General features: G+C 59.6%; 20 protein-coding genes, 1 tRNA gene and 1 pseudogene. 9 read left to right on the forward strand and 13 right to left on the reverse strand.

Annotated elements, in window-relative coordinates; genetic code table 11:
- Positions 1-237 precede the first annotated feature (237 nt).
- A complete protein-coding gene (locus I41_RS02130; protein ID WP_145430442.1) occupies positions 238-498 on the forward strand; it encodes a hypothetical protein in 261 nt (86 codons plus the stop codon).
- Positions 499-527: 29 nt separating this feature from the next.
- On the opposite strand, the gene nadD is transcribed toward I41_RS02130, so the two are convergent.
- Positions 528-1,136: a nicotinate-nucleotide adenylyltransferase gene (nadD, locus tag I41_RS02135; RefSeq protein WP_145430444.1), complete on the reverse strand. Its 609-nt coding sequence runs from the start codon at positions 1,134-1,136 to the stop codon at positions 528-530.
- Between the two features lie 140 nt (positions 1,137-1,276).
- Between nadD and I41_RS02140 the strand changes: the two genes are divergently transcribed.
- Complete coding sequence (locus tag I41_RS02140) at positions 1,277-3,448, forward strand: Tex family protein (protein ID WP_145430446.1); 2,172 nt, start codon at positions 1,277-1,279, stop codon at positions 3,446-3,448.
- Between the two features lie 149 nt (positions 3,449-3,597).
- Positions 3,598-3,671 (forward strand) — tRNA-Met (locus I41_RS02145).
- 308 nt (positions 3,672-3,979) lie between these two features.
- Here the strand turns inward: I41_RS02145 and I41_RS28430 are convergent.
- The 10 genes and pseudogenes from I41_RS28430 to I41_RS02195 form a co-directional block, all read right to left on the reverse strand.
- Positions 3,980-5,230, reverse strand: a pseudogene (locus tag I41_RS28430) (site-specific integrase); the annotation flags it as partial.
- A gap of 30 nt (positions 5,231-5,260) precedes the next feature.
- Entirely contained in the window at positions 5,261-5,485 is a 225-nt protein-coding gene (locus I41_RS28435) for a helix-turn-helix transcriptional regulator (protein WP_145430448.1), read from the reverse strand.
- A gap of 32 nt (positions 5,486-5,517) precedes the next feature.
- Positions 5,518-7,032 (reverse strand): type IV secretory system conjugative DNA transfer family protein, encoded by a 1,515-nt coding sequence (locus tag I41_RS02160; RefSeq protein WP_145430450.1) that lies wholly within the window; start codon positions 7,030-7,032, stop codon positions 5,518-5,520.
- Complete coding sequence (locus tag I41_RS02165) at positions 7,029-7,499, reverse strand: hypothetical protein (RefSeq protein WP_145430452.1); 471 nt, start codon at positions 7,497-7,499, stop codon at positions 7,029-7,031. The genes I41_RS02160 and I41_RS02165 overlap by 4 nt, the downstream gene beginning before the upstream one ends.
- A 12-nt stretch (positions 7,500-7,511) precedes the next feature.
- On the reverse strand, positions 7,512-10,121 hold the full coding sequence (gene mobF / locus I41_RS02170; protein WP_145430454.1) for a MobF family relaxase: 2,610 nt from the start codon (positions 10,119-10,121) through the stop codon (positions 7,512-7,514).
- An 8-nt stretch (positions 10,122-10,129) separates the two neighbouring features.
- The gene (locus I41_RS02175) at positions 10,130-10,453 is read right to left on the reverse strand and encodes a ribbon-helix-helix protein, CopG family (protein WP_168206618.1); all 324 of its coding nucleotides are present in this window, start codon (positions 10,451-10,453) and stop codon (positions 10,130-10,132) included.
- A 145-nt stretch (positions 10,454-10,598) separates the two neighbouring features.
- A complete protein-coding gene (locus tag I41_RS02180; protein WP_145430457.1) occupies positions 10,599-11,069 on the reverse strand; it encodes a DNA N-6-adenine-methyltransferase in 471 nt (156 codons plus the stop codon).
- Between the two features lie 58 nt (positions 11,070-11,127).
- A complete protein-coding gene (locus tag I41_RS02185) occupies positions 11,128-12,879 on the reverse strand; it encodes a vWA domain-containing protein (RefSeq protein WP_145430459.1) in 1,752 nt (583 codons plus the stop codon).
- A gap of 18 nt (positions 12,880-12,897) precedes the next feature.
- Positions 12,898-15,009 (reverse strand): hypothetical protein, encoded by a 2,112-nt coding sequence (locus I41_RS02190; RefSeq protein ID WP_145430461.1) that lies wholly within the window; start codon positions 15,007-15,009, stop codon positions 12,898-12,900.
- 85 nt (positions 15,010-15,094) lie between these two features.
- The gene (locus I41_RS02195) at positions 15,095-16,192 is read right to left on the reverse strand and encodes a DNA N-6-adenine-methyltransferase (protein ID WP_145430462.1); all 1,098 of its coding nucleotides are present in this window, start codon (positions 16,190-16,192) and stop codon (positions 15,095-15,097) included.
- Positions 16,193-16,295: 103 nt separating this feature from the next.
- Here I41_RS02195 and I41_RS02200 point away from each other — a divergent pair, with 103 nt between their 5' ends.
- Positions 16,296-16,910 (forward strand): ECF-type sigma factor, encoded by a 615-nt coding sequence (locus tag I41_RS02200; protein ID WP_145430465.1) that lies wholly within the window; start codon positions 16,296-16,298, stop codon positions 16,908-16,910.
- Positions 16,910-18,760 carry a serine/threonine-protein kinase gene (locus I41_RS02205; RefSeq protein ID WP_145430467.1) on the forward strand — a complete coding sequence of 617 codons (1,851 nt, stop codon included), beginning with the start codon at positions 16,910-16,912 and terminating at the stop codon, positions 18,758-18,760. The genes I41_RS02200 and I41_RS02205 overlap by 1 nt, the downstream gene beginning before the upstream one ends.
- 1,152 nt (positions 18,761-19,912) lie before the next feature.
- Here the strand turns inward: I41_RS02205 and I41_RS02210 are convergent.
- Both I41_RS02210 and I41_RS02215 read right to left on the reverse strand, forming a co-directional pair.
- Positions 19,913-20,137, reverse strand: coding sequence for a hypothetical protein (locus I41_RS02210; RefSeq protein WP_145430469.1), 225 nt, complete (start codon positions 20,135-20,137; stop codon positions 19,913-19,915).
- A 265-nt stretch (positions 20,138-20,402) separates the two neighbouring features.
- On the reverse strand, positions 20,403-21,524 hold the full coding sequence (locus I41_RS02215) for a replication initiator protein A (protein WP_145430471.1): 1,122 nt from the start codon (positions 21,522-21,524) through the stop codon (positions 20,403-20,405).
- Positions 21,525-22,460: 936 nt separating this feature from the next.
- Between I41_RS02215 and I41_RS02220 the strand changes: the two genes are divergently transcribed.
- From I41_RS02220 to I41_RS02235, 4 genes are all read left to right on the forward strand, one after another.
- A complete protein-coding gene (locus tag I41_RS02220) occupies positions 22,461-23,117 on the forward strand; it encodes a ParA family protein (protein ID WP_168206619.1) in 657 nt (218 codons plus the stop codon).
- Positions 23,110-23,562 carry a hypothetical protein gene (locus I41_RS02225; protein WP_145430475.1) on the forward strand — a complete coding sequence of 151 codons (453 nt, stop codon included), beginning with the start codon at positions 23,110-23,112 and terminating at the stop codon, positions 23,560-23,562. The genes I41_RS02220 and I41_RS02225 overlap by 8 nt, the downstream gene beginning before the upstream one ends.
- Before the next feature lie 1,986 nt (positions 23,563-25,548).
- The gene (locus I41_RS02230) at positions 25,549-26,268 is read left to right on the forward strand and encodes a hypothetical protein (protein ID WP_145430477.1); all 720 of its coding nucleotides are present in this window, start codon (positions 25,549-25,551) and stop codon (positions 26,266-26,268) included.
- 14 nt (positions 26,269-26,282) lie between these two features.
- The gene (locus I41_RS02235; protein WP_145430479.1) at positions 26,283-26,531 is read left to right on the forward strand and encodes a hypothetical protein; all 249 of its coding nucleotides are present in this window, start codon (positions 26,283-26,285) and stop codon (positions 26,529-26,531) included.
- Positions 26,532-26,534: the final 3 nt, after the last annotated feature.

Below are 26,534 nucleotides of genomic sequence, written 5' to 3' on the forward strand. Positions count from 1 at the left end.
TCGCCACTCCCGGCGAATTGCCAAAGACGGGGTCGTTAACTCGTTGCAGGGAAAGATGTTGCTTACTTCTCTTCTATCGTCGAATCACGCTGGGCGACTGGAACCGATCGCGATACAATCCCGCCCCCGATGAAAGCCATCGGCTCCGCCAGTGGACGACGTTCGGGTGACCAAAACGAACTTTGATGCGTCCACCGGCGGAGCCGGCGCCTCTGATTCAGCCGAAGGACCACCTCGATGCATTCCGCCACGTTGCTAGCAGAGGCCGCCGAGTTGGCCCGTCAACTTCAGTACACGGTGCGCGAAGAATATCTCGATGGCGCCGGAGGGGGGCATTGCTACTTCGGCGGCCGCAAGTGGCTGTTACTCGACGTGACGCAGTCAGTCGATGAGCAGCTGAGCGTGATCACCGACGCGCTGCGCACGGACGACGCGGTGTGGCGGCTGCCGGTTTCGCCGCAGCTAGCAGGGATTCTGCGCGTGAGCCACGCGGCGTAGCGCTCGCATGGGTCCGGCGCGGAATCGACTTAGGAACGATACAGCCCGCGCTCGCTGATGTACGCGGCGACGGTCTCCGGCACGAGCGCCTGCCACTCCCCGTGCTCGGCAATCGACTGCCGAATATTCGAGCTGCTGATCGGCGTCGCCGGCATTTCCACTTCAAGGGCTCGAATCTCTGCCAGCCGTTCCGCCGTCACCAGCGGAGCCAGTGCATTGAAATCGGGCGGCGGCGACCCCGCGCGGCGGACCACCAGCGGCGTCGCCAAATCGCAAATCACGGCCGGCTCGCGCCAGGTCGGAAAGTCGGCGAGCGAGTCGGCGCCCATGAGAAAGAAAAGCTCAGCGTCGGGCCGCTCGCTGCGAAACTGCCGCAGAGTGTCGACCGTGTAACTGACGCCGCCACGCTCGACTTCGAGCAGCGAGAGAGCGAACTCCCGCCGGTCGGCAATCGCCAAGCGCAACATCGCGACGCGATCTGCTTCGCTCGCGACCGGCCCGCGCGGTTTCAGCGGTTGCTGAGCCGTGGGAACAAACTCCACTCGATCGAGCCGAGCCTGCCGCCAGCAGCACTCGGCCAGCAGCAGATGGCCGCGATGAACCGGATCGAAGCTGCCGCCGAACAAGCCGATGCGCATGAGGTGGAGTTCCGCCGAAAGGGGCCAACGACGCCGACCTTTGCGAACCAAAACTCGCCGGTCTCGCCACGCAGATTCTACGCTAAAATGGCGAGTCTCGCCCGCCGGCGATTCGCGGATCGACCTGTAGAAAGCAGCGCATGACCTCAGAGTTCGAATGCTTTGACCTCGACGCCGTCGTCGCCCACATTGCGGCCGCCGTTGGCGCCGCTCCGCAACAGGTGCGGGCCGCTGTCGATCTGCTCGACGCCGGCAATACGATGCCGTTCATCGCGCGCTACCGCAAGGAAGCGACTCGCGGGCTGGAAGAAACGGCGTTGCGGGCGATCGAAGACGCCCTGGACGCCGCGCGGGAACTGGCGCAGCGGAAGCAGACCATCCTGAAAACAATCGACGGCCAAGGTTCGCTCACGCCGGAGCTCCGTCGCCAGATCGTACAGTGCAGCGACAAGCAAACGCTGGAACTGCTTTACCTTCCCTTCAAGCCGAAGCGTCGTACCCGCGCCACCGTCGCCCGCGAACGCGGCCTCGAGCCGCTGGCCGACATACTCTGGAAGCAAGCCCGCCTCAATCGCCCGCGCGCCGACGTCCTGCGGCCCTACATCGACTCGAAAAAGGAAATCCCCGACGCCGACGCGGCGCTCCAGGGCGCGTGCGACATTGTCGCGGAGCGCTGGGCCGACGACGTCGAGCTTAATTGTTGGCTCAATCAACAAGCGCACGACTTCGGGCACGTCGTTTCCACGGTGAAGCGGGGGAAGAAGGTCGAAGGCGCCAAGTTCGAAACCTACTTTGATCATCGCGAGCCCGCGAAGCGCGTTCCCTCGCATCGCCTGCTGGCGATGCTCCGCGGCGAGGCGGAAGGCTTTCTCAACGTCGGCGTCGCGCTCGACGGCGACTTTACGCTCCGCAAATTGCGGCCGCGGTTGGCCCACAATCCTCAGTTCGAGTTTCACGCCGAACTACTGCGCACAGTCGATGATTGCTACGCGCGGCTATTGCTGCCGGCCGTCGGATCGGCGACGCTCCAAACGCTCAAAGAACGCGCCGACGAAGAGGCGATCGCCGTCTTCGCCAGCAATCTGCGGCAACTCCTGCTCGCCGCGCCCGCCGGGCCGCAGACGACGATCGGCATCGACCCCGGCTTCCGCACGGGCTGCAAAACAGTCGTCGTCGACGGCACCGGCAAGTATGTCACGAGCACGACGATCTTCCCAACGGCGCCAAAGAACGACGTCGAAGGCGCCGCACGCGTCCTCAAGGACTTGATCGCCAAGTACGACGTGCGCCTGATTGCCATCGGCAACGGCACGGCCTCGCGCGAAACCGATGAATTCGTCGCCGGCGTGCTGAAGTCAAGCGGCATCGACGCCACCAAAGCGATGGTGAGTGAATCAGGCGCCTCGATCTACTCCGCCAGCGAGTTGGCCGTTCGCGAGTATCCCGACCTCGACGTCACCGTCCGCGGCGCCATCAGCATCGCCCATCGCTTGCAAGATCCGCTGGCTGAACTCGTGAAGCTCGACCCCAAATCAATCGGCGTTGGCCAATATCAGCACGACGTTAACCAGAAGCTGCTGCAGACGTCGCTCGGCCGCGAAGTCCAGTCATGCGTCAACTCGGTCGGCGTCGATCTCAATCTCGCGAGCATGTCACTGCTATCGTATGTGGCGGGCATTGGCCCGAAGCTCGCCGAACGCATCGTCGAGTATCGCGACGCTCACGGCCGTTTCGAAAGTCGCGCGTCGCTGCTCAAAGTCCCGAAGCTCGGCCCCAAAGCGTTCGAGCAAGCGGCCGGATTTCTCCGCATCCGCAACGGCGCCCAGCCGCTCGACGATTCGGCGGTCCACCCCGAGAGTTACGGCGTCGTCGCAAAGATGGCCCAGTCGCTGGCCGTAGACGCCCGCGCACTTGTCGGCAGCGCTGCGCTCACCTCGCGACTGCGGGCCGAGGATTTCGTCGATGGCGCCGTCGGCCTGCCGACGGTTCAAGACATCATCGCCGAGTTGGCCAAGCCCGGCCGCGACCCGCGCAGCGAGTTCCGCGCGGTGAAGTTCAGCGACGGCATCAATCAGCTGAGCGATCTCCGCGAAGGAATGATTCTCGACGGCGTCATCACGAACGTCACCCGCTTCGGAGCGTTCGTCGACATCGGCGTCCACCAGGACGGCCTGATTCATATTTCGCAACTGGCGAACACATATGTTAACGACCCCGCCGAGGTCGTAGCCGTGGGGGACTTGGTGCGGGTGAAAGTCCTGGAAATCGACGTCGAACGGAAGCGGATCGCCGTCTCGCGCAAGCAGGTCTGAGTGGGCTAAGAACCGCCGTGAAACCCGCGACCAGGGAGGGTTTCGCATGTCCCCAGCGGATAGTAGAATTGACCGACCGCCCCGGATGAAACTGGGGCATTCTCGGATTGGTGCCTCTCGTGGCGGTCCGACCCGGAAAAACACGCTTCGGCGGAGTAGCTCAGTCGGTTAGAGCAGCGGAATCATAATCCGCGTGTCGGGGGTTCGAATCCCTCCTCCGCTACTTGGGTCACCCTGTGCCAAGTGGTGACAAATGGCGACTAACCCTTGCTCTGGCAAGGGTTTTTGTTTGCGCTCTTCGGTCGCGTGGTCGCCCTCGCTTGTGACAGCAGACGCCATGCATAGGCACTCGAAGCCAAAAGTAGGTGCAACAATAGGTGCAACACTTTTCTCAGAGCCGGAAGCGGCAACTTCCCGATTGCTCGGTTCTGTTTCGCTTCCCGTGGAGTTATCAGTGGGCGTCGATACGATTGAGACTGGCGGCGCCGCCAGCGAGTTAATGGCCGCTGACTGCTGGGCAACATCAACGTGGCTATAGATGCCCATCGTCAGATTGACATCGCTATGGCGGGCAATACTCTGCGCCATCTTGGGATGGACTCCGGCCAGTGCCAAGTTGGTGATGAACGTGTGACGATTAGCATGAAAATCGGCGTACATGCCAGCTTCGTTCTGATACTTCAGAAAGTCTGATTGATCTCGATTTGCTCGAGTGCGCGGATCGGGGGATTCTTCAATCCAAGCTTTCCGGGCCCGATCGAGATCAAGACGCATCATTTTTGCCGTGCGGCGAATTCCTCCCGCTCGGGCGCGAAGATTGAATACGGGTTCATCGCGGTCAGTGTCTCTGGCTTCGAGCCATGCTTTGAGGCGCGTGGCAACGGCCGGGTGTAGCGGAACGACATCATTTCGTCGCCGCTTGCTGTAACCGGCCTTAACGCGAACTGTGGCCGGCCTCCCATCGAGGTCAAACGATTTTTTTGAGAGAGACGCGAGTTCTTGTCGACGGTACCCTGTCCATGCGGCGAGGATGTAGAGCATGGCCCGGTCTGGACCTGAAACTCGTTGAATATCTGGGGCACTCTCGGCGGATGCCACGAGGCGAGCAAACTCTTCAGGTGAGATGGCACGTCTTTCCCATCGAATGTCGGTATCCGCGTTAATCGCGGAAAGATGTTCAACAGGGTTTCTGTCCTTGGGAACCTTTCCGTCGATTTCCAGCCAAGTGCAAAATTGCTTTAAGGCCGCAAGGTAATAGTTGCTGGTCTTGATCCCCATTCGACCGGCGGCTCGTTCACTTGCAAGCCACTTCACAACTGACGACGGAACGATCTCCGCCCAAGTGGAAAACCCGCAACCATCCATCAGGCGTTCAATGCGATTGCAAGTCTGATCCACATGCTTGGCAGAATTCGATGCGCCCTTTAGTGACTCTCCGAACTCCGTCAAATGCGACTTCAGAGGAAGAAGCTTTCCATTCTCGTGAGGATCGGAAAGTCCGGACTGAATATATTCCGCCTTGCGCTCCAGTTCCGCTGCCAACTGAGCCGTTGCGTCCTTATCTGTATAGCCAGCGACGCGTTGCTTTACGCCATTGGCATTTCGATACTGGATATACCACTTACGAGATTCCTCGTGGTACGTCTTGCCACCGGAGGCAATCGGCAGCAGCGTAACGCGACCGTTTCGCTTCTTGCGAACAAATTGCTTTCCTTGGCGAATGACGATCTCAGCGGTTGGGGTCAGCTTTCGGGTTACGGTGATCTTAAAAATAGCCGCCATTCTTTATCCCTCCAATGATGCGACGGAGCTTCAGCGAGGACGGCGAGCAAGCTGCCGATGACCATTTGGAGATTGCGATGCGATCCACGACTCGATGTCGGTTTGTCGCCAGCGGACGTTGCGTCCAAAGCGAATCGGCTGTGGAATTTCCCCACGAGAAATTAGTCGCCATACCGTACGCGTCGACACGCTTAGGATCGTAGCAACTTCCCGCACATCGATCATCTGTTGCGGCGAGGATTCCGTAGGTCGCATGGCCTGTTCCTTTCATTCAAAGAATCACTTGACTATTCAAAAGCTTGATCCAAATCACCCCACACCTCAGGCGAGTCGGACTGCCGCCGATGCTCGACGCTTGGCGTCGACACGCTCCCCCGTGGAGCGGACCGATGTCGTTTCGGCGCACCAAACCGCACCTGCTCCACCGGCGTCCACGGCGCCAAGAACTGATCGGTAGCTGGCCGCGGGACGAACTCCGGCACGTCGGCGCGAGGCGGTATTAACTGTCCGCCAAACAGCTCCTCTCCCGGAATGTTGTCGAAATACGCCCCCTCGGAACGCACGATGTAGTAGCCGCTAAGGCCGTTCTCACGACTGCAAGCCTCGATCGACATCAGTTCGCTCGGCAGCACCAGCCGCCGCGCGGCCGCTTGCCGACTCACCGACTGGCTGGCGCCGCCGGGGCCGTACGACTGGGAAACCGACTCCCGCTCGCTCTCTTCGTCGCCGAACAGACTGGAAGCCCACTCGGCAGTGGCGACGCATTCGAGCCGCCCAAAGAAACGATTGGAGATTTGCCCGAGGATCTCGTCGGTGAAGTATTGGCCGTAGACTTTCGGATCGCGGAGCCCCGAAATACTCTGGAAGGCAATCGCCAGGACGGCGCCTTTGGAGCGTCCCTTTTTGGCCAAAGGCACGATGCCAGGCAATCCGCCGCCGCCACCCCCTCCGCCGCCGCTTGCCTCGGATAACTCATCGATCACAAAAAAGCTCCGACGAGTGATGGAGTTGGGAAGATTGAGCGTCAAGTCGCAGGCCCGCTTGAAGATACAACGATTAATGGCGTCAATGGCGGTGCGGCCTGTTTCGTAGTTGCCGAGTACCAAGATCCAATTGCCAGTCACCCACTCTCGGAGTGAGAACGATTCGGTCGCCGTGTCCCAGGCCGCGGCGATCGGCTCGAAAGGCAGCATCTTGGTGGCAAGCGTACTCATGATGTTCATCAGCAGCCGCTCGTCGTAGAAATACTGCGACACGATCTCCCGAGTCTGCGGATGACGCCGCAAGATCGAGCGGATCCGCTTATGGTGCTTTAGAGCACGGACGAGCGTCCCGAACGTCCATGGTTCTCCGGTGAGTATGAAGCTGACGATGACGCCGTACATCAAGTGGCGGGCCGCGTTGACAAAGAATGGCTGAGCGTCTCCTTCGGCGGGAATGAGCGTGAAGGCGAACTCGATGGCGACGGTCGCCTCCTGGATATCGGCCGCCATGTCCCAACGTGCGCTGCGCGCGTCGAATGGGTGACTTGTGAGAATCTTCGCGTGTGGAGCAATAGCCTGAAGCATCGGCAGTGCGTCTTGCTTAGCGTCGTAGACGAGCGCTCGGTGGTCGTCTACGACGCCAACGGCCCACAGCGCTGACTGTAAAAAAATCCTTAGAAGCGTCGACTTGCCCCCTCCTGTGGCCGCAATCGCTGCGAAGTTACCGGGCTCGAAGGTGGGAATCTCGGCACGTCCCCACAGGAGGTGATCAAGCTGCTTCTGATCGGCGGGCCGTGGCGATGATTTAGCGAACTTCATTTGACGTTCTCCCGAAAGCTACGAATGACGCGTCCGCGACGCGGGGACGCAGCCAGCGGTTGTTTTTTGGGCGGCGCGGACTGACGCTTCGTCAACTTGGCGGGCGGCTTGAGTGAGCGGCCGCGCGGTGGGCTGATTGTTGGCAGCTCGGGCGACGACCAGAAGTCGCAGAGCCAGTAGGCCGCAATCATGGCGACGACTCGGGGCCCCCATTCAGTCGCGCGTTTGAATGTTTCCAGGAAGGAAAAAATCGCCGCATAATGGATCACGGAGGCGCCGAGCGCGACCACAAACACAATCTTGACGCTCCAGCCGATGACGATCCCAGGAAGATTCTTCGCCGTACTGCGGAGCGAGCTCTGCTGCTCGGGCGAGATGCGTTCGAAGGCGTCGTCCGACAAGCGAGACCAGAGTCGCCAAACGCCGATTCCTACGATCGGACAGAGTCCTAAAACCAAGAGTTCCATGCCGTCTCCTCATCACAATTCGAGCGTTGGTCGGTACGAGTTTGCATCGCGAGTCGCCAAGTCGTGAGCTAGCTCCTTCGGTCGCGATCGTGTCAGTGACTGAGCGAGTTCCTGAAGCTCTTCGCCGGCATGCGGCTCGTCGACGAACAGCTGCGTCGACAACTTGCCGCGCGTCGCCTGGACGTAGATCATCTCGCGGTCGGCCATCGTCCCGCCGACGAGGAGATAGGAATGATCAACCGTCTGCCCCTGACCTTTGTGGGTCGTCTGGGCATAACCGAGCGTCAGTCCCTCCGCGCCATAGTCGCGAGCGCGCACCGTCACTTCGCGCGTGTTCTCTTCCCCATCGAGTCGAATCGTCAACCGTCCACGAAGACGATCGATGTTGGAGATGACGCCGCGATACCCATTGCGAATTCCGTCAGCGAAAACGTTCTTGTGAAAGAGCACGCGGTCACCAGCACAGAGTTGACCATCGCCGTGCCGGAGCGACTGCGATCGATCGACGACGCCCTGTTCGAGCCGTTCGGCCTGACAAAACCGGTTGGCCACCTGCGCCTCACGGCGGGTCGGCGTGAAAATGAGATGCTGCTCCGGGCGACGCGCCCCGCCACTGGCCGTCCAGGCGTCCACCAATCGGTGAATCGCTTCGCCTCGATCCTTCGCGACGACCAGTCGCCCCCGGTCCGTATAGTTTTGGAGAGCAGGCTTGGCCCCGCCGGCGCGGAACTGTTCGGTGGCAAGCAGGTCAGCAGCGTCGCGCTGACGCAGATTGGTTTGCAGACTCGCCGGAGTGAGTTGTTTGAGGAGATAGCGAAATGGACCTCCCGCGGCGATCGGCTGCAGCTGGGCCGTATCGCCTACGAAGATGACCGTTCCGCCGCACCGGCGCACTTCTTGGCAAAGCTGCCGAAACGACTTTGTGTCGATCATGCCGGCCTCGTCCACGATGAGAACCGTCTTCTGGTCAACGCCCACCTTCTTAGGAAGATGCGTCGACTTCCCCTGCATCGCGCGAATAAATTGGCGGGCATCGTGACGAACCCGTTCGCGAAGCTTATGGCCCAGCGACTTATTGAAGTGATAGAGATAGCTGGCGATCGTCCGCGATTCGATGCCGGCCTTGGCGGCGAGTTCTTCCTTCGCGACGCCGGCGAGCGCCGCTCCGATCACCCGGTAGCCAGATCGCTCCAGCGCCTCACGCACGACGTCCAGCGTAAAACTTTTTCCCGCGCCGGCGACGCCGCTCAGAGCGCGAATGGCTCCTGGCGATGTGAGCAAGTGCTCCGCGGCGGCCCGTTGTTCTGGCAGCAACGTCGGGTGGGACGCGATAGCCTTCGCAATATCCTTTGGGTTGACGCAGGCGCCGGTGGCACTGCGGAGCTTGCCGACCTCGGCGATAAAGGCCTCTTCTTCTTGCCATGTTGCTTGCGTCGCGTAACGAATCTCCCCTTTCACTTCGCCGATGAGTCGGATCTCCGCCGACTGACGGAGCTGCAGCGCGAGTCGGTCGGCGAGCCACGTTCCGCTGAGTCCAGAGGTCTGCGCTGCTTCGCAGACCCGCTGCACGGCTTCCCGGTAAGTGAAGGTCGATTGCGACTGGTCGAGTTGTTCCGTCGTCCTGCGCCACGCGGCGTCGAAGATTGCTTCCCGATCGAGAGGCGATCGAGTCGCCTCGACGTCGCACACCGTTTCAGGAAAAAATCCGAACTGACGCGCTGCCTCTTGCCAAAAACTAAATAGCTGGTGGCGAGGCGGGATGGGAGTTTTCGTCGTCCGGGTGGCGAGGTTTGCCGCTTCGCGGGCTTGGGCCCGCGACCAAGCGGCGCCTAGCCCTGCAGAACCTTCCAGCAGGCGTTCAATCTCATCGCGCCGCGAGGACCACTGACGACAGAGTTCGGCCGGAACGCCTGCCACCTCGAACCAGCTCGCTTCCTGACGGCGGGAGTCGAGCGGCCGGTGAAGCCCAACTCCCAACCGCTGTTGAAGTTCTTCGGCGAGCGTCGCGCGAAACATCGGGCCTAAACTTCGCGTCCATTGATGGAGTGCACGACTGTCGACGCCTGACCACCGGCCGTCTTGCCCCCTACAAACGTTGGCAATAACGCAATGACGATGGTATTGTGGTTCGAAATCTTTGCCTTTGGCCACACGGCTCGTTCCGTGGTCAAACATGGCAATTACCAATTCCGCAAATTCTCGTTGGTAGCCCCCTTTGCCCCGGCGTGCGAACGGGATGTTTTGTTCAAGCCACGACAGCGTGGAGTTGACGGCCAGATCGAAGGCGATCTCGATCTGACGCTGGACTTCCGGCGGCGCCGTCGCCCACATCGCCGACACTGACTTGGGGGCCGAGAACGTCAGGTCGTACCCGGGGACACGCTTGTCGTTCACCCCCGCGCCCAGACGACGCTCCAACTTGCGGCCATCTGCCCAGAATCCGGCGAGGAGATTTTTGAAAGCAGCTTGATCTACGATCCCGTCAAGTCCGAGTGCGACTGCTCCTGCGCCGCACCAGCGTCCCGGTGGTTCCCCACCACTCAGGTAGTAGTCCTTTTTGGCTAGCGACGTGAAGTAGTCGCCGTCGAAAGATGAAGCGAGCGTCGTGATAGTCGCAACCATAAGGACGATCAACTCAAGAGCGAAGCGCGAGCGATTTCGACCGCTTCCTCTCGCGGCGACTTGCCGATTGCGGTGAGGATTGTCACTAAGAGCCGGGCCTGGTTGCGATGAATCAGCGAAGCCTTGCTCAGCAGCTTGGACAAATCGTCGGCGATCGCTGGCGGTTGCGATTCGAAGTGAGTCGCGACGATCGCGCGCACCAGCTCGCCGCGGGTGACGTTCAGCTTCTTCGCCGCCGCGTCGAGGAGCGCCAGAAGTTCCTCCGGCACTCGAAACGCGATCGTGTTGGATGTTGGGGTTTTCGAACGCGACTTTTTGGGCGGTTGTCGCACTGGTGATCCTCCGCTGCAACAATGCAGCTGGTGCCGGGCAGAGACGTTAGCCATACGAAGGCCGCATTCGCTAACAGACAAACGCCAGGTGTAAATTCTTCTAAGTCGAGTTGTGAAGTTCTTTTGCGTCATCGATATCGCGTTTTTAGAAGGCCTTCGATGGTGAGGTGGCGAAGCGAGTGGCCAAGCGCCGCTCCCACCAGCGATCGCGGAAGATGACGATGGACGACGGAAATGGCGCGCCGCTGGTCGCTTCGCCAAACCGCACCCGCCCCCGCAAGTAGCGAATCTCCCCCCGCATCGCGTACTGGTGCCACCATTCGGTGTCGGTGCGTGCGGGGACGAGACAAACGACGGTGGCTCCCCGCTGCGATTCCTCATAAGCCTTCCGCATCCATGCGGCGATGGCCCGACCATAGGGCGGGTTCATCCAGCAGACGCCGTCCCACGGCTGCGTCAGTCCGTCATCTGTGGGCGTAAAGTAGTGAGCGCACTTGGCCGTCTCCGGCAGTGCGCAGACGTCGATCGTAAAGTGAAACTCCGCGTCTAGGCAACGGAAGAGTTCCATCGGAGTTTCCCAAGTGTGATCGTCAGATTGAAAGTGAACGGTATTCATTGGGGCATTCCATTGAGGGGCGAGATTGGCGGCGATGCTCTACGGCTCGTGCGACGAATCACTTCGCCGCTTGCAGCTCGGGGGAAGATGGTAGAACTGCCGTGGCGGGTAGCGTCACAGAGCACGAGGGATCTTGCCCAAACGAGAGAGTGCAGGGATTAGCGGCGTCGTAGTCGAGTGCCATCAGTCGCCAGCACGGCGTCGCTAGCTCCTCGGCCAGCCGCTGAAAGTGCTGCCCAAGTTGGTCGGCCTGCGTTGCGACCCTCGACATCCCGCCGGTTTCGACGGCCAGTTGTTGCAGCACCTGTTCGTTGACCTGGCCCGACTGGAGGGCGATCGAGTGGATCCGCACACCGCGACGGCGGGCACGAGCAATGAGCGCTTCCGGCTCAGGGCCTGGCTTGTTGTTGACGCCGTCACTGAATGCGACGAGGACTAGCTCGTCGCCTGCCCGCTGCTCTAAGGCATCAAGTGCCGCGTTCATGGAGGCGTAGAGGGCCGTGTGACCACCGGCTTGAAGTGGAATGCAGGCGGCGATCGCTTGTTCTTTTGCGGTCGTCCAGTTCACTAGAGATGTCGTCTGATCGCTAAAGCGTGCGATCCAAATGGGCGTCCCGTCAGGCAACCGGCGGAGCAATTGCTGAACTCCTTGAACTGCCGAGGCGAGCGGCGCGCCGTGCGTCGAGGCGCTGCAGTCGATGACGATGGCGACGGCGAGTCGCCGATTGTCGTCGTAAGGTTGTACAGAAAATCTTTTGAGCACTTTCTCATGCTGTGCGATGTTCCAATCGGTGGGACGGATGTCACTGGTGACAGCAGCGTTTGGCGCCGTCACCAAGAGATCGACGACGAGCAAGTTGGTCGCGGGAATCGGCACGACTCGGCGGAGTCGCAGCGTCGTCCCCGCCGGGAACGCTCGTGGCAATATTCCAGCGATGTGGGCGTCCAGGTCATCTAGAAGCCGCTCCGCAGCGGTCGTGGCTATGCCGAACGGTTTGACGGCGGTAATTTGCGCGGCCGCAAACGTACGCACTTCGCCGAGGCGAGGTTCGGGAGCCTGCTGAAGCAGCGTTTCGACGACTCGCAGGCGATCATTCTGAGCCAGCTTGATCTGGCTGCGGACGCTGGCAGAGAGCTTCGCGACGCGCTCTGCGGCCGATTGCTCTGCCGATTCGCGAGCGGCACGCTCGACGGCCAAACGCTTTTCGTAGTCGGTCGCTACGCCCGACGTGCGGGCGGAGTAGCGTACATGCTTCAGCTGGATCTCGTAATAGTCCGTCGGCAACCCGTGCTCCTGGGCCAGTCGAGACGCACGCTGAAGAAGATTTTCGGCCTGATTCGCGCTGGCATCAGCGGCACGAACATAGTTGACGAGCGCCCGATCGACGAGCCAACGAGTAAACGTCGGCGAGTGGGGAATGACGATCTGTTCGTTCAGAAAATCGGTCGTCTCGTTCCAGTTTCCTGCGGCTTCCAACCGCTCGACGACTTGTTCCACGTGCTCGCGGTCGCGATCGAGCCAGTGGCTGAGGCTGGCGTGGCGAATCGCCACAGCCAGATAGACGTTCGTAAAGACGATCCAAACAGCGCCTAGGAATACGCCGAACAGCAGTTCCCGTAACGGGTGGAGCCCCTCTTCGATGTCTTCGCGGCTGGGGCGAAACGTCCATGCGACGATTGCCAGGAGGAGCCCGCAGGCCGCGGCGGCCGGCAAACCAAGCATCAAGCGGACCGGATGCAACCAGTCCAACAAATGCCCCGCGATGCAGAACAGCGCGGCGGCGAGCGCGAAGCGAATGAGCGTGTACATATAGATGCTCCTTATAAATTAAGACTTGAAAGAGACGTTCCGGCCGTCGAAGGTGAGGCCGATCTTCTCGACCACGTCGGTCCCTTGCGGAAAGAACTGCACGGGGTGATCGGCCGACAGCGCATCGGCCAGCGCTGACCGCGCGGACGGCGGGAAGAGGTGGGACAGTTTGGCCGCTGCGCGAACGATAACGGCGACGGCCACAACGCCCGCTGCGCAGGTTTCGCCAAACGCCACATTGGCAGTCGAATCGACTGCACGGACGGCGTCACGCACCGCTCGCGCCAACGATGGCTCGACGGACGGGAGCACATGGGTCGTCCAGCCTGCATCGTTTCGAGGGGAGTTCCCCCACGGCAACGGCGCCATGACGCAATAGCCCCCGTAAACGATCTGCTGGGCGATCTTCTTCAAATCGCCAGAGCCGCTTCCAGTCACCACCTGCAGGCCGGTAAGCGTGACGTACTGGACGCTGGCGGCGACGGCTTCATCAAGGGCCGCGGGCGTGGCTGCTGCCTCCCAGAGAGCAGCAAACGAATCGTTCAAACTGCGCGGAAGGACCAGCGGCGACGCCGCATTCCCCTTTCCGGCCGTCAACTTTAAATCGGCGATCAGCGTCGTGAGTTTCGACTCGCTAGCTAAACGCACGGTAGCGACCGTCTTGCGACCGCTTCGCACCGCCTGAAGTTCGGCGCGAACGCGGTCTTCTTCGTCGACGACATGGCGAGACTGGTGCGCCAGCCGCGTCAACTTATTGCGTGTCTTTCGCTTCGGCGACCACGCGGCTCGCACATAATCCCAGCCGTGAGGATGAAGTAGGCCGAATGGACGCTTAATGCGCTCGATCAGTTTCTCCTTCTCCATTCCCCATTCGAGCAACTCACTCTCGGAGGTCTCTTCCAGTGCTTTGAGCATCTGTTCGAGATGTCGCTGCTCCTGCAGCCGATTGCGAAACTCCTCAACCGACTCAACTGCCCGGCTCCAGCGAATTGGCAACTGCTCGATGTCGCACTTCTGCTTGGCGTCGACCGAGACAAACACAGTGGCCGTCTGCTTGGCCGCTGGCCGACACAACTCGGCGATGAACTGCTCCGATGTCAAGTTAGCGCTTTCGGCGATCAATTCGTCGATGCTCAATCGCCGCTGGGGCGTCTCGCGATGAGACAGCTCAAGCTCCTCAATGGCATGCTCGTCGGTCGCCGCGTCGGCGATCTCTTCCAGCTCCGCGGCGTATGCTTCGGCGATCGCCGGACCGACCTCGGTTTCGTAATCGAGCGCGCGGCCAATTCCAAATTCGCACAGTTCGATATTGCCCAAGAGGCCGTTGATGGCGTTGTTGGGTCGAACGCGGTCGAGTTCTACGCAGAGCGCCGAATTGCAGAGGGCCTGCAAGGCAAGGTTGAAGATCTGCCGGCGTTTGTCTTCGTCCCGATCGCAGCCAGCTAGTTCAAATCCGGTGAACCCGCAGATGGCGTTCGGATCCATCGCGGGGTCGGTGACGTAGTGAGTCAGCCGCGCGAGCGTGCTCGCCGCATTGAGCGGGATGCGATCGCCTAGGCCGCGGTGAACATTGGGTCCGGCCGCGTAGAATCGCGAGGTGGTGACAGCCCCGGTGGCTCGGCGGATGGCGCGCGATACTTGGAAGTCGAGCTCCGTCACGGCGCCCGCGTAGGTGGCGCCGTTGATCGTCCCCAGATAGTGGAAGTTAACGCCAGCGAGCGGCCCATTCGCCGCATTCATCAAGTCGTTTGCCAACGTCACCGGCACGTACCGCATTAAGTCCGAATTTTCAAGCAAGTCGAGGGCGGCTGCATAGCCCAGCGCTGGCGCCTGGCCGGCTCCGTCTCGAGCATTCATGTCGCCGACGCTGTCGCTGAAGGCTTCGAGCTCAGGTCCCTTTCCGGCGCAAAGCGTGTCTGCCGTTTTGCCGAAACCCAGTGGGAAGACGACGACGTCGGAAGTTAGATACCGAAGGTCGAGATGACCGACTTCCTGGTACACGTCAAAGACAAGCACCTTGATGCAATTCGGGAAGAATAGCCGTATGTACGGCAAGACTCCGTGGGCGAACGATCCCACGATCATCACCACGTCTAAAAATGGACGCGTTAGTTCACGGATCTGATGCATAATGCGACTCCCAAGACAAAAGGAAAACAATGGCACGGAGAGAAGGAACCGCAGCGGGCGGCGGCTGCACCGCACGTCATCGCCGCTAGTAGCGATAAGGGACGAAGACGTCGGCGAAGTGCCCCACCGCCGCGGCGAAATCGGCGTTCCGTTCGAAATCCCGCGTCAGAAATACCAACATGTAGGGCCAGTCGGGCTGCACGAGCGTCCCGTCAATCGCGTCGAAGGTCGGACGCTGTTGCAAGAAGGCGCGGGCGTAGACGTGCAAGTTTTCGGCGTAGGCCGCATCGGTGATCGTCGGCAACACTAGCAGCGACTCATTCGCCTCTCTGGTTGCGAAGGCCGCTAGAGCCCGGGCGACGAACCGCTCAATGTTCGATAGCGGCGGATGGACAAGCGATGATCCTCGCCAATCGGCGTCGGGTGAAAGCGAATCTTCCGCACTTGTCAGCGTTCGCCGACAAGGCAGATGCCGTATCGGTTCATCGCTGCCGCAGGGGTCGAGGTCGATGTGGCCGAACAGCTCGATCGCAGCCTCCACAATGATCCCCGGCGTCGCCCAGTGGTCGTCCGGGTCATCCTCGTTATCATCGTCGTCGGAAACAATGGGATCAAACGACGGGACCGTCGCGAGCGTAGTCGAAGAAGAGGTTTTCTTCGTCGCCTCGACGACTCGCGGGGCTTCGGCTGCAGAAGAAATCTCCACCTCAGGTGACGTGTCGTTCTCTTGTCGAGCGGAGACTGTTGACGGTGCTTTGATCGCCGAGGCGATCGCCAGCGTTTTGCGTTGGCTGTCAAACCCTTGCGTCTGCAACACTTTGAGCTGCGCCGTTCGGACGGCCTTCGTCAGCTGCGCCCCAGGTTCGACTTGGGGATACTCGGGAATAGTTTGCAGGAATGCTGCCAGTTCCATGTACCGCTGGCACGTGCGCGCCGAAATACGCGGCAGGTGTTTGGCGCGCCAGCGCTCGAACTGACCGTGCTCCAGCTGGCTTTTGACGTACTCCAGCCAAGCGCCGGCGCAGGCCGAGTGCCACACGCCTTCGTAATAAGCTCGTTCCGCTTTGACGTGTGAGCGTTTGACTTGAGCGACGATAGCATCCAATGACAGAGAGGCGGAGATTTCGGACGACTGGGGATCGACCGCCAGAGCGATCGCGCTACAATGAGCTGGCTGCGACATGGGAGTTCTCCAGGAATCAAACGGAAGTGGCCGTCTATTCCCCTAGTCGCAGAACAGAATCACCGCGCGCAGAGAATATTTATTCCATACCCCAGGGATAAAGATGGCTTCCACCCCTGAATCGGTGCTGCTGAATCAGATTTGCCCGGATTATGATGCGGAGGCGAAGCTCAAAGATTTGCTTGTGGCGCGAGCGCGAGTCGCCGCGGTGGCGCTGCTCAACGAGGATCTCGTGGCGCGCGTCTCGATTACCGAGGCGGCGTGCAGCGCCGCCCACTCCTTGATTGGCGGCGTTCGGTCGGGCACCGTCGATCCGAGTGATTCGAAGGAGCTGTACCGGCTCCTGCTCCACCGCACGAAGTGCAAAATCATCGACCGAGTTCGCGGCGCCACGGCCCAGAAGCGGGACGCTCGGCGGGAAACAGCCGATGACGTGCAAGAGATCCCGAGAGAAGAATCCTCGCCCGCTGTCGAGGCGAGCTTGAATGAGATGTCGCTTGAGTACGCAAAGCTGCTTTGCGAACCGGAAGACGATGTCTATCGCTGCATCAACTTGCTCGGACTTTTGTCGGGCTATAAGCCGGCCGAGATTCAGCAGGCGCTTGAAGCACAGGCGTGGCTCGCTCCCGATGAGTGTCCGACGATCCCGGCAATTAGACTCTGGCTCGAAGCGGAACGTGAGCGTATCCAAAACACGCTTGGCATTGATGAGAATTGATGGACCCGTCCCCCACTCGGCAGCTTGCCCTCGTCGTCGCGCGGTACGACCGTGCGCGCGGGGGCTCGGTACTGCGCCGTCAACTACTCGATGAGTGGCCGCATCCTGAATTGCGGGAACGGCTCCACTTAGCCCTCTGGCAATGCGACTTGGCTCGCTCCACTTCCGGAGTCAACCGCGCCGCGATGTTCGCGGAAGCGGCGACTGAACTCGCTGATCGAGGTTTACTGAGCAAGCTTTGCCGCGCAGTGCATGGCGACACGGCCGAGCTTGGCGGCGCTTGCTACTGGGAAGATTACTCGGAGCTTGGCATCTCAGCTGACGAACTGCAACTGCGCTTGGATGGAGAGCTGCTGCATCTAGGATCGGTTCTCCATGAGCGCTACGTCATCGACGCGCGGCTCGGACAGGGCGCGTTCGGCGTCGTCTATCGAGGAGAAGACCCCGCCGCGCAGCGATCGGTAGCCATCAAAGTCCCTCGCGGCGGGGACCGCCAGGGTCGAGAGCGCGCTGCGCGGCTCTTACGCCGTGAAGTCGATGTGTTGCGGGCGGCGAGCGGGTTGGGAACGCCAGCCCTCTTGGATGTAGTCTTGGTTGGCGAGGACTTGCCCGCGATTGTGATGGAGTTCGTCGAGGGAACTCGGCTGACGCAATGGCTTCGTCAAACTCCCATCGCACCGCGGGAGTCGGCGGAACTTGTTAAGCAGCTCGCGGAAACCGTCGATCGGCTCGACCGTGCTGGCTTTGTCCACCGCGATCTCAAGCCCGACAACATCGTCGTCCGGCCTACTGGCAAGCCTTGTTTGTTGGACATGGGCGTCGCGTTCGCCGAGGCGGACCGCTTCACGACTGAAGGATTCGTCGTCGGGACGCTTAATTACATGGCGCCTGAGGGGCTTCTGGGGATGACGTCGCAGCTAGACGGACGTTCGGATGTCTGGTCGCTAGGAGCTATTTTTTACGAAGTACTTACAAGAAAGACGCTCCAGTGCATCGGTAACCGTGAGGAAGCGCTGGTCGCGTCGGTCGCAATTCATATCGACCGTCCGTCGTTTCCCAAAGAAACTCCTCAATCGCTTCAAAAAATCTGCCTCCGCTGTCTCGCTCGCGAGGCGAATGAACGCTTCAGCTCAGCTGGAGAGTTGGCCGCGGCGCTGGGCCGATGGGGATCCGCGCCGGAGACAATCAACGAGCAAGGTTCGGCGCAGCAACTGATAGGGTGGCGACTGGGAATGAAGTACGGCGCCGCCCTCGAAAACCTCGCCTACTTCGGCCGGCATCTGCACCAGATGGGAAACCTTGCCAGTGCGACCGGAATGACGACTGCTCCAGCCCTCCAAGCCCTCGGCATGGCTCGCGGTTTCGCCTTCGGCTTGGTGATCGCCTACGACGATCTCCGCAAGCTGGCCCTACCGCCCGGCGTTGCGTTGCCGGCGCTAGAGCATTCCAGGAAGCTACAGGAAAGTTTTTACAAAAAAGACCAAAGCATTGAGACGGCCGAGTGGCTGCGAGCAAAACTCCCGGAACTGCATGCGCACTTAGAATCCGCCTACTGCAGTCTGGTGGAAGGTTTGCGAACGGCGTCGGACGCCGCCAGCGCCTGTTGCGAGATGGCGGCTCGATGCACCCTCCTGCTGCTGTCGCAGGAGGATTACGACGAACTCGACGCGGTTTGGCTTCGCACCGGAATCGGGGGCGACGAATGGCAACAATTCAAAGAGACGTTTGAACGAGGGCCGACGGCCAAAGAGTCGTTGATTCGACTCGATAAGGCCGTCGAGCGGCGACTTCATTTTGGCGAGCCGGCCACGTTTGGCGAGAATGATCTGTTGCGTCTGTTTTTGAAGTGAGGCCGATGGTTTGCAAATCGCGGGACCTCTTCGTATTCAACGGATAGTGCAGGCGGCGATAAGGCGATCATCGCACGATCGTCGGTGTCATTAAAGAAGCGGCGAAGGCCATCCAAATACGACGCGCGCTGCGCATTTGAATGAGCGCATCAGACGGCGTCAATTGAAGTCACGTTGAAATGACCTGCGTTCGGCGGCAACAAACGTTGGCTCCAGGCCGACACTCAATCCCGACTCAACGCCGCTGACTCCGGAGCCTCAAGTTTCTCCCGTCCTACGCGAGACATTGCATAGGCAATTAACTCGCCAACGTAAAGGAACGATGGAGGCGGCGTTTCGGCGGCGTGCTCCACGCAACTCCTCCCAGGGCGCGCGGGGGCCGGGTGAATGCGCCGCGGCGTCGCATCATTTGGAGCGAATACTGAGTTCGCCGTTGTTTCGTGCAACGAATTTCCTCATCGCCCGCAAGCTCCCGAAGGCAGAAGCAGGAGCGTCGACGCTGTAACGATGCACGCTTTTCGCCTGCTAAAATGGCACGCCATTTTCTCGTCAGACGAGACTATCCAGTCGACGGCAAATCTCTCTCAAAAGCAAATTCTGAAGAGACACACCGTGGCACGGTGTGCTTACAGAAAGTCGAAACGGCGACGGAAGATATCGCCAGCATTAGACTTAAGCATGTTTGCATTGACCCGGCTGTCGATTGCGAAATCGATGCTCAATCGCTTAACCCTTGGCGACGACGGAAGATGCGTCGTTTGCACGGAGCTATTCGACAGCGCATGGTTTCGGTCGCTGCTCAAGCAGCGCCAGCTCTTTCGTATGCGACTCGCGCGCCGTTCTCAATGGCTCCTCCTTCTGGTGCAGCCGCTTTTTCTTGAGGGCCCAACAACTTGTCACCTGCGAGAGTCGGACTGGCCCTGACAAGACTCTAGTCGCTGTCAGCGACAAGCCGTCGACCAATCGAAACTCATTTCTTTCTCACGGTGAGAACTTTTTCGAGCGAACGGGCAGTCGTTGGCGCCAGCGCAGAAGCGACTGGTGTGATCGTCATCGAGCGGCGACTTCTGGCAGCGACGTTCGGCGAGCATGATCTGCGGGGCTTGACTTGCGATGAGCCCGGCAGCGTGCAAGCGCGGGACCTCGTTGTGTTCAGCGGACAGCGACGGCGACTTCCTCCTTCGTTTTTTGTAAGCAGTCGGGACAAACGCTAAGATGCGTATACCACTGGGGTATTGCATCGACTCCGGTCACTTTCTCCAGCAGATCGTCGATCTCGTCGACGGAGCCAAGATCAAGCCACTGGGGCGGGATCTCGGCGACATCAGCATGATCGCGACGGTCGCACTCGACGCACGCCAGGCGAATTCTCGTCATCAAAACCTCCTTGGCAACAGTCGTTGCCATGCTAGAACCTGACTTGCTTGCACGCCACCGGCTCGTACTACAGCGGCTGGCTGCACTACGCGACGATGCGGCAGGTCAGTGGGAGGCGAAGACGCGATCATCGCACGATCGCGGGCGCTACTCAAGGAGCGATTCAGGCCGCGCAAATACGACGCGCGCGACGCAATTGGAGGAGCGCATCGTCTGACGCCTGTTGCGGTTACGCTGCGCAGGACCGTCTCCGGGCGCCCCCTCGTCAACCGGCGCCGGCGGCGTTCCGCTGGGCCAACCGCTGGCGCTCGGCGTAGCGCCGAACGTATTCCTGCCGGATTCGTCTTCCGGCGAGGAGAGGAACTTCCTTCGCTCGTTCGGCGACGACGATCGTCCGTTCTAACTCGGAACCAAAACCCGCCTCCAGGGCAACTGACTCCAGCGACCAGAGTTCCCCTTCCGTCTGCGACACGAGCCACTGCTTGAGTGTGTCGCATGTCTCCGGAAGGGCGATGGGAGGCGCGGATGGTTTTTTCGCAACGTCCGCGACGCTCTTCTCCCGGAAATAGACCACGTCGACGCTCCGCTCGGTTGCGTAGCGATAGTCATGCAAACAGCCGCATTCCACGAGCCAGGCCGCCGCCCTGTCAAGCACCCGCTTCATCTGGCTTGGGCTATAAGTCGGCGACAATCCGAGCGTCCCAATGCAGAGGCGGCTCAAGTTGAATCGGGCCACTGGAGCATGCCAGAACCGCTTGTCGAGAATGCGATAGAGGCGAAGCGGAACTTCGCGGCGGCGCCCCTGAGCGATCCGACGAAACATCCGCATATCAAGCGTGCGAATAAAGCCGTCCTGAAAACTCTTCCAAATCGCCTCGCCCCAGCGGACGGAGCAAAGTTGTTGTTCGGTCCGACCCGTGGCGATCCGGCTGCGGTCAAGCTGATCGCGAGAGCAGATCTCCACGTCAGTGATCAGATGAAACGTTTTCGACTTGTACTCCTTCTCGCCGTTATCCCACCAAGCGTCCTTGAATTTGAAGGTCGTCCCGGCGATCCGGTCGATTGATTGCTCCAGGCGGCGATAGGTCCGACCGTCTGGTTCCCACCCAATAGCGCGACAAAGCTGATAGCGGCTAAAGACAATCTGCGGCGACGCAAACCCAGTTTCGTGCGTCAGCGTCTTGAGCCCGAGGAGAACCTGGTCGTCGATCGGCCGCGGCAGCCCCCACTTGTCGGATCCGGTCATAATGAGTTGCCGAGTCACTTCACGTTTGAGGACACGGTCAAAGGCTTGGTGTTCGACTTCGAGCGTCTTGACGCCCGTGGCCGTGATCGGTCCAAACGGAAACTCAACGAGGTTCATTTCGTCCTTGCCGTAGAGAGGCACTACATTCCCTTCGTTGCGATTGTTCTCTTCTGTCACACTCCCCCTAATAATGATTAAAAAAGTCCTTAACGTTCTTTATAGTTTCTTAAGTTAGATCGTTACGCCCTGCCAACATATTGATTTCTCTTAACAAACCGCCCCTCACCTTGTCCGAGAACACGGCAGAACGTGTCTCAGAGCACGGTAGAACTTGTCTTACGACACGGCGCCCTCTTGCCTCAGAACACGGCAGAAGCTTGTCTGAGAGGCAACCGCCTTGTCTGAGAACACGGTAGCCGCTTCGTTCGCTCGTCGTCTGTCTGGCGACACGGCAGCGATTTGTCTGGAGAACACGGCGTCCGTGGTCGGTGCGTTACTTCAAGTCCCTTGAAGTTAGATACCGCGATCGTTGACATCATGGCAAGGAGTTATTCTTAGACAGCGCCTCGTTACCGCTACAACTTTTTAGCTTGGCAGTCGGTAAACGATTTGCGATCCATTGACCGCGAACAATCGGCGCGCGAAAAGAACGGGTAAGTATGGCGTCGGCGCTGAAGGAATTGTTGCACGGCGGTTTCAATATTTGGGCCATTTTAGCATAGCGTCTTGTCGAAAAGCTCGCCTGACGGCGAACGTCACATTTCGCCTTGAACGTCATGAGATATTCCCTCCCTAGCCATGGGATAGACGAGGGTTTGATCGCTCCGTATTGGTCAAACTTGGAGCTTTGGGGCGATGCGTGTCGTTCGTCACGCCCCGCAATTCGACGCTGCGGGACCTATTATAGGATTTGCCGGCCATGCCAGCCGGGCCAGCCAGGCCAGCTTGGCCAGCCATCAAGCCTTGCGAAGCACGTGCAGCCAGACAAGCCATGCCAGCCAACTTGGACAGGCCAGCCGGCGCGGCTTGCAAATAGTCTCTTGCCAGATCGAAAACTTTCGTGCGACGCTCCAATGCATGTTCATTACCTTCACCAATACCAAAGGAGGCGTCGGCAAAAGCACCCTCGCCGCCCATCTCGCCATCTGGCTTTTTGACCGCGGCTACCGAGTGGCCTTGCTTGACGCCGATGTTCAAGGGACCTCTTCGGAATGGCTGCGAAACGCCGAACCGGAGATTACCGTTCGCGCCATCAGCGACAGTGACGCTATCCAGACGGCGCGGGACGAACTCATCACCCTGCATGACTTCGTGATCGCCGACGCGCCGGGCGAAGAAGGGGAAGCGGCCAATGCCGTCACGTTCTTGGCCGATCTGGCGGTGCTGCCGCTCGAACCGACGAAGCCGTGCATTCGAGCGCTCAAGGATGCGCTTAAAACGATTCGACTCGCCCATACCGTCACCCAAGGCAAGCGGCCGGAAACGGTCCTCGTCCTCAGCAAAGTCCGTAAGAAAAGTCGGAGGACGGCAGTGCTGAAGGAACAGCTTCGCGGTTCCGGGTTCCGTGTCGCTGATACGGAGATTCGTTTCCTTGATGCGATTGCCGAATCGTGCGATTCGGCAGTCACTCGCAAGGTGACGCCGTCGTCTCAAGGCGCCGCGAGCGACATGGAAGCTTTTTTCTGGGAACTTCTTGGGGTTCGTCTCACAGAAAGGAACGCTGCGAATGAGTAAACAACCTGATTTTGGAAATGATTTGGCTGCTCTCCACGAAAACGTCACCGCTTCCGTCGGGGACGTGCTGCAAGTCCTCCAGCAGAAGCGAGCGACCAAACTCCCAGAAGCAATCCAAAAAACCGAAGAGATACAAGCCGCGCCCATGCGAGTCGGCGAGCAAGTAGCAGAGGCCGAGTCGTCTGCCGGCGCGAGCCCGCCGCGACGGCCGCGTTTGGCAAGTCGTTCCCGGCTGACTCCAACGATCGAGCGTGACGAGCCTCTCGAAAATGTCACGACCCGTCTCCGCCAAAAAACGAACGGACTCCTCACCGAATCAGCGCTGCGTCAGCGTCTGAAGAAGGAATCGCCCTCTACGCGGCAAGACATCATTGAAGCGGCGCTGGGCGATTGGTTTCGTAAGCATGGTTACGGTCGCGACCGTGATGAAGAAATTGCCGAATAGGTTTGTCTCAAAACGAATCACGCTCACGTGCGCCAACGCCCTGGCAAGGGAGTCGCGGCACGATCAGCCGATCGCGACCAACGTAGAGTTGGCACAGATCTTCATTCGTTGTCATGTTCGCCGTCAACTGCCAGCCCCCTGGCGCCGGGCGACAGTCGACCGCGAACCGATCCGAAAACGTTAGATTTCGCCAATAGGGAGTACGGCGTGCGGCGAGAATTGCCTCATCGCAATTCGCGAGGTTGGCCTCTTGGACGGGGGAAGACGATTCAAGTAGCGGCGCGCTCGACTTCCGGAGCCGATTCACGACACCGGCGGCGATAACCACCAGCGCCAAAGCTGTATAAAGAAGGTAATGAGGCATGGAGGGTAGGATTCCTCGTCGGTCTTCGCCGTTGCAGTTAATCGTTGCCTTCCATGTTCAAACCATGTTATAGATCCGCCTCAGAGAGACCACAGGATAGGGTCTCTCGACTGTCGATGATCGTAAAACGCTTTGACAAGTTCCATCCGTTTGGAAGCGATCACCCGGGGAGTCTGGCCGCCAGCCAGGCAAAAGGGGACGGGGTTTACCGCCCATCATGATCGCTTGCCGGTAGAGCCGGATGCGCCTTACAGGTGCTTGTCCGTGCTCGAAGGAGGCTGTTCAGAGTAATCCTGCCAGTATCGCGCTGCCTTTGTCGGGCAGAGCAGAGAACCCAGAGTAATCCTGAGCTTCTATCCTATAGCCACTTTTCTTTTGCTCCGAATGGGGGCGATGCGGAAATAGTCACTCATAAGTTCTTGAGTGACCCGTCAGTTTTCAAAGTAGGTGAGGCCATGCGCTTAGCGCATTGGCGTAATCCACACACGGGGTTCGCTTCCTTTTCTAAGGGGCGTTCAACGAGGTCCGGCGTGGGGAGCCACGAGCCTGGCGACAGGCCGTGCCGGGGAGTGACATCCTCGGGTATCAGAGTAAGTCTCTGAACGCGAATAGCTCAACCATGAAAGGCCCGAGAGGGCTTGCCGGTAAGTTTTGAGAGGGTCGATACCGAAATGTGTTCCGCTGCGGCGATAGCCGCGATGGAACCGGGAACAAGCAACCGTTTCTCCGTAACCCGATCTTCTGGATTCGTAGGGAGAAATCGAACCGTGTGACCTTATCGGTCAAACGGTCTCGTAAAGTAGGACGGCCTGACCGCCGCACCTAGAAGCGTGATTGCCATGCAGCGCAAGCTGCTCACCCACGGAACTCTCAAACCGATGAAACTGACTAACGCAGGAACCACTGACGACGCCGGTTGGTAACCGGTGCGCGACCTAGTCGGTCGCGTGCTTCAAACTCGTCAGTGGGGGAGTGGGCTGCAAGTAGATAGTCGACTGGCTCTGAGGCGGAAGCCTGGGAGCCAGCGAACGATGATCTTTGCGAAGGCAAAGACGCGCGTTGCTCGCATGATGCGAGCGGCAGGCGCCGGGCAAGGCAGTCCGGACTCGTTGGCGTTCTGGGTGGCACCAGAACATGAAGCCACGACGAAAGCAGCGACTGGCCTACAGGCCAGACGGATGGACAAGCCGCACGCGGCTGCCGGGATCTGTATTCCCGGCAGTCCGCGATCGGCTTTCCTTGGTTGGAAGCAATGTGAGTCAAACGAGTTCTCTTCGGGAGAAGAGAAGTCCTTTGGCAGCGAATCGAGGGTGAACAGTCGAGGTGTACTTAATGCACGGTGACGTTCACCCCGAGGTTTTCAGTACGACGGTGGTATGGAATTAACGGCGTGGCTGCTGTGAATTCAGTCGCCACGCCGCCGCCGCCGTCGATTATTGAAGGGTCTTGAGAGCAAGGTTAGGAAGGATTTTCGAGAGGTTCTCGAAAGCCTGCCGACGTTACTTGATAGTCGCGGCCAAGGCGTGAAGGGTTTTGATTTTCAGGGCGAACATAAAGGATGATGTTCGCCCTTCTTTGCGACCGATCGCATGAAGCGAGCGGTCACCAAGGAGGGTATCAGTATGGAATATAAGTATGAAGTGACGAGTCTGGTCGGGTACCTACAGCGGGTGGCGACGCATTTACTGCCGAAAGGGTATTACTTCTTTGTGCAGGGAGTGGTGCCAGAGGGCAAAGACCCGACGCAGCTCGACGCCAAGCTGCTTGCGAAATATGACGTGGCGAAGACTGAAGGGGCGCGCCGCTGGCGGAAGGAACAAGGGCTAGGGAACGTGCAGTACGTTCGGTTCAACCACTCGTGGATACTGCTTGCAACGCACGGAGATCATGCCATTCGAGAAGGTGAGGGGTCGAACTTGAAAGATGTGCGGCGGGTTCCTCTTCGCATTGGCGACTATTCGCTCTATGTAAAGCGAGGAGACTTTCTCCAGAAACGTGGCGTCGATGTACCAGCGATGCCAGACGGACGGTGGCGGGTGCGAGTCCTCATTGCCCGAGAGCCTTACCGCGACCTCTGCGCGTACTTTCTTGAGATCGCCTGCCATCGCCAAGCGGAAGCGCTGGCGCACGAGTTATTCTCGCTGCCATACGTCCCTTATGCGCCGGTTCGCAAACAACTCCTCAAGCTATTGAGACTGATGAACGCGAAGCGACAAGCAAGCGGGTTCACGAGGATCGCTCCGTCATGCCTTCGTTTCAAGCGACAAATCGTGAAGTCCTTCGAGAGCAATCAGGTTGACAGGACCACTGAAGATTTTTCTGGACTATTGGCGGCGGAATGAGGTAAAATTTAACCATGCCCAATGAATTCCACGCCACCTACGAACACGGCGTCCTCAAACTCGACGCCCCACTCTCGCTTCCCGAGCAAGCACGCGTCACGGGACTTGTGTTAGGCGTTGAAACCCCTAACGGCGTTGACACGGCTGCGGCAAAACTTTCCGACGCCGACTTCGAGCAATTGCTCGATGATTTTTCGGTTCATGGTTGCCAGTCGCTTCCCGCCGACTTCTCTCGCGACGACATTTACAGTGACCACGATTAATTC

Origin of the sequence: Lacipirellula limnantheis (assembly GCF_007746075.1) — a bacterium.
GTDB lineage: Bacteria > Planctomycetota > Planctomycetia > Pirellulales > Lacipirellulaceae > Lacipirellula > Lacipirellula limnantheis.

Excerpts from the sequence above, each read along its gene's own strand:
- I41_RS02130 (WP_145430442.1), top strand. The coding sequence starts at position 238 with ATGCATTCCGCCACGTTGCTAGCAGAGGCCGCCGAGTTGGCCCGTCAA.
- nadD (WP_145430444.1), bottom strand. The coding sequence starts at position 1,136 with ATGCGCATCGGCTTGTTCGGCGGCAGCTTCGATCCGGTTCATCGCGGC.
- I41_RS02140 (WP_145430446.1), top strand. The coding sequence starts at position 1,277 with ATGACCTCAGAGTTCGAATGCTTTGACCTCGACGCCGTCGTCGCCCAC.
- I41_RS28435 (WP_145430448.1), bottom strand. The coding sequence starts at position 5,485 with ATGCGACCTACGGAATCCTCGCCGCAACAGATGATCGATGTGCGGGAA.
- I41_RS02160 (WP_145430450.1), bottom strand. The coding sequence starts at position 7,032 with ATGAAGTTCGCTAAATCATCGCCACGGCCCGCCGATCAGAAGCAGCTT.
- I41_RS02165 (WP_145430452.1), bottom strand. The coding sequence starts at position 7,499 with ATGGAACTCTTGGTTTTAGGACTCTGTCCGATCGTAGGAATCGGCGTT.
- mobF (WP_145430454.1), bottom strand. The coding sequence starts at position 10,121 with ATGGTTGCGACTATCACGACGCTCGCTTCATCTTTCGACGGCGACTAC.
- I41_RS02180 (WP_145430457.1), bottom strand. The coding sequence starts at position 11,069 with ATGAATACCGTTCACTTTCAATCTGACGATCACACTTGGGAAACTCCG.
- I41_RS02185 (WP_145430459.1), bottom strand. The coding sequence starts at position 12,879 with ATGTACACGCTCATTCGCTTCGCGCTCGCCGCCGCGCTGTTCTGCATC.
- I41_RS02190 (WP_145430461.1), bottom strand. The coding sequence starts at position 15,009 with ATGCATCAGATCCGTGAACTAACGCGTCCATTTTTAGACGTGGTGATG.
- I41_RS02195 (WP_145430462.1), bottom strand. The coding sequence starts at position 16,192 with ATGTCGCAGCCAGCTCATTGTAGCGCGATCGCTCTGGCGGTCGATCCC.
- I41_RS02200 (WP_145430465.1), top strand. The coding sequence starts at position 16,296 with ATGGCTTCCACCCCTGAATCGGTGCTGCTGAATCAGATTTGCCCGGAT.
- I41_RS02205 (WP_145430467.1), top strand. The coding sequence starts at position 16,910 with ATGGACCCGTCCCCCACTCGGCAGCTTGCCCTCGTCGTCGCGCGGTAC.
- I41_RS02210 (WP_145430469.1), bottom strand. The coding sequence starts at position 20,137 with ATGACGAGAATTCGCCTGGCGTGCGTCGAGTGCGACCGTCGCGATCAT.
- I41_RS02220 (WP_168206619.1), top strand. The coding sequence starts at position 22,461 with ATGTTCATTACCTTCACCAATACCAAAGGAGGCGTCGGCAAAAGCACC.
- I41_RS02225 (WP_145430475.1), top strand. The coding sequence starts at position 23,110 with ATGAGTAAACAACCTGATTTTGGAAATGATTTGGCTGCTCTCCACGAA.
- I41_RS02230 (WP_145430477.1), top strand. The coding sequence starts at position 25,549 with ATGGAATATAAGTATGAAGTGACGAGTCTGGTCGGGTACCTACAGCGG.
- I41_RS02235 (WP_145430479.1), top strand. The coding sequence starts at position 26,283 with ATGCCCAATGAATTCCACGCCACCTACGAACACGGCGTCCTCAAACTC.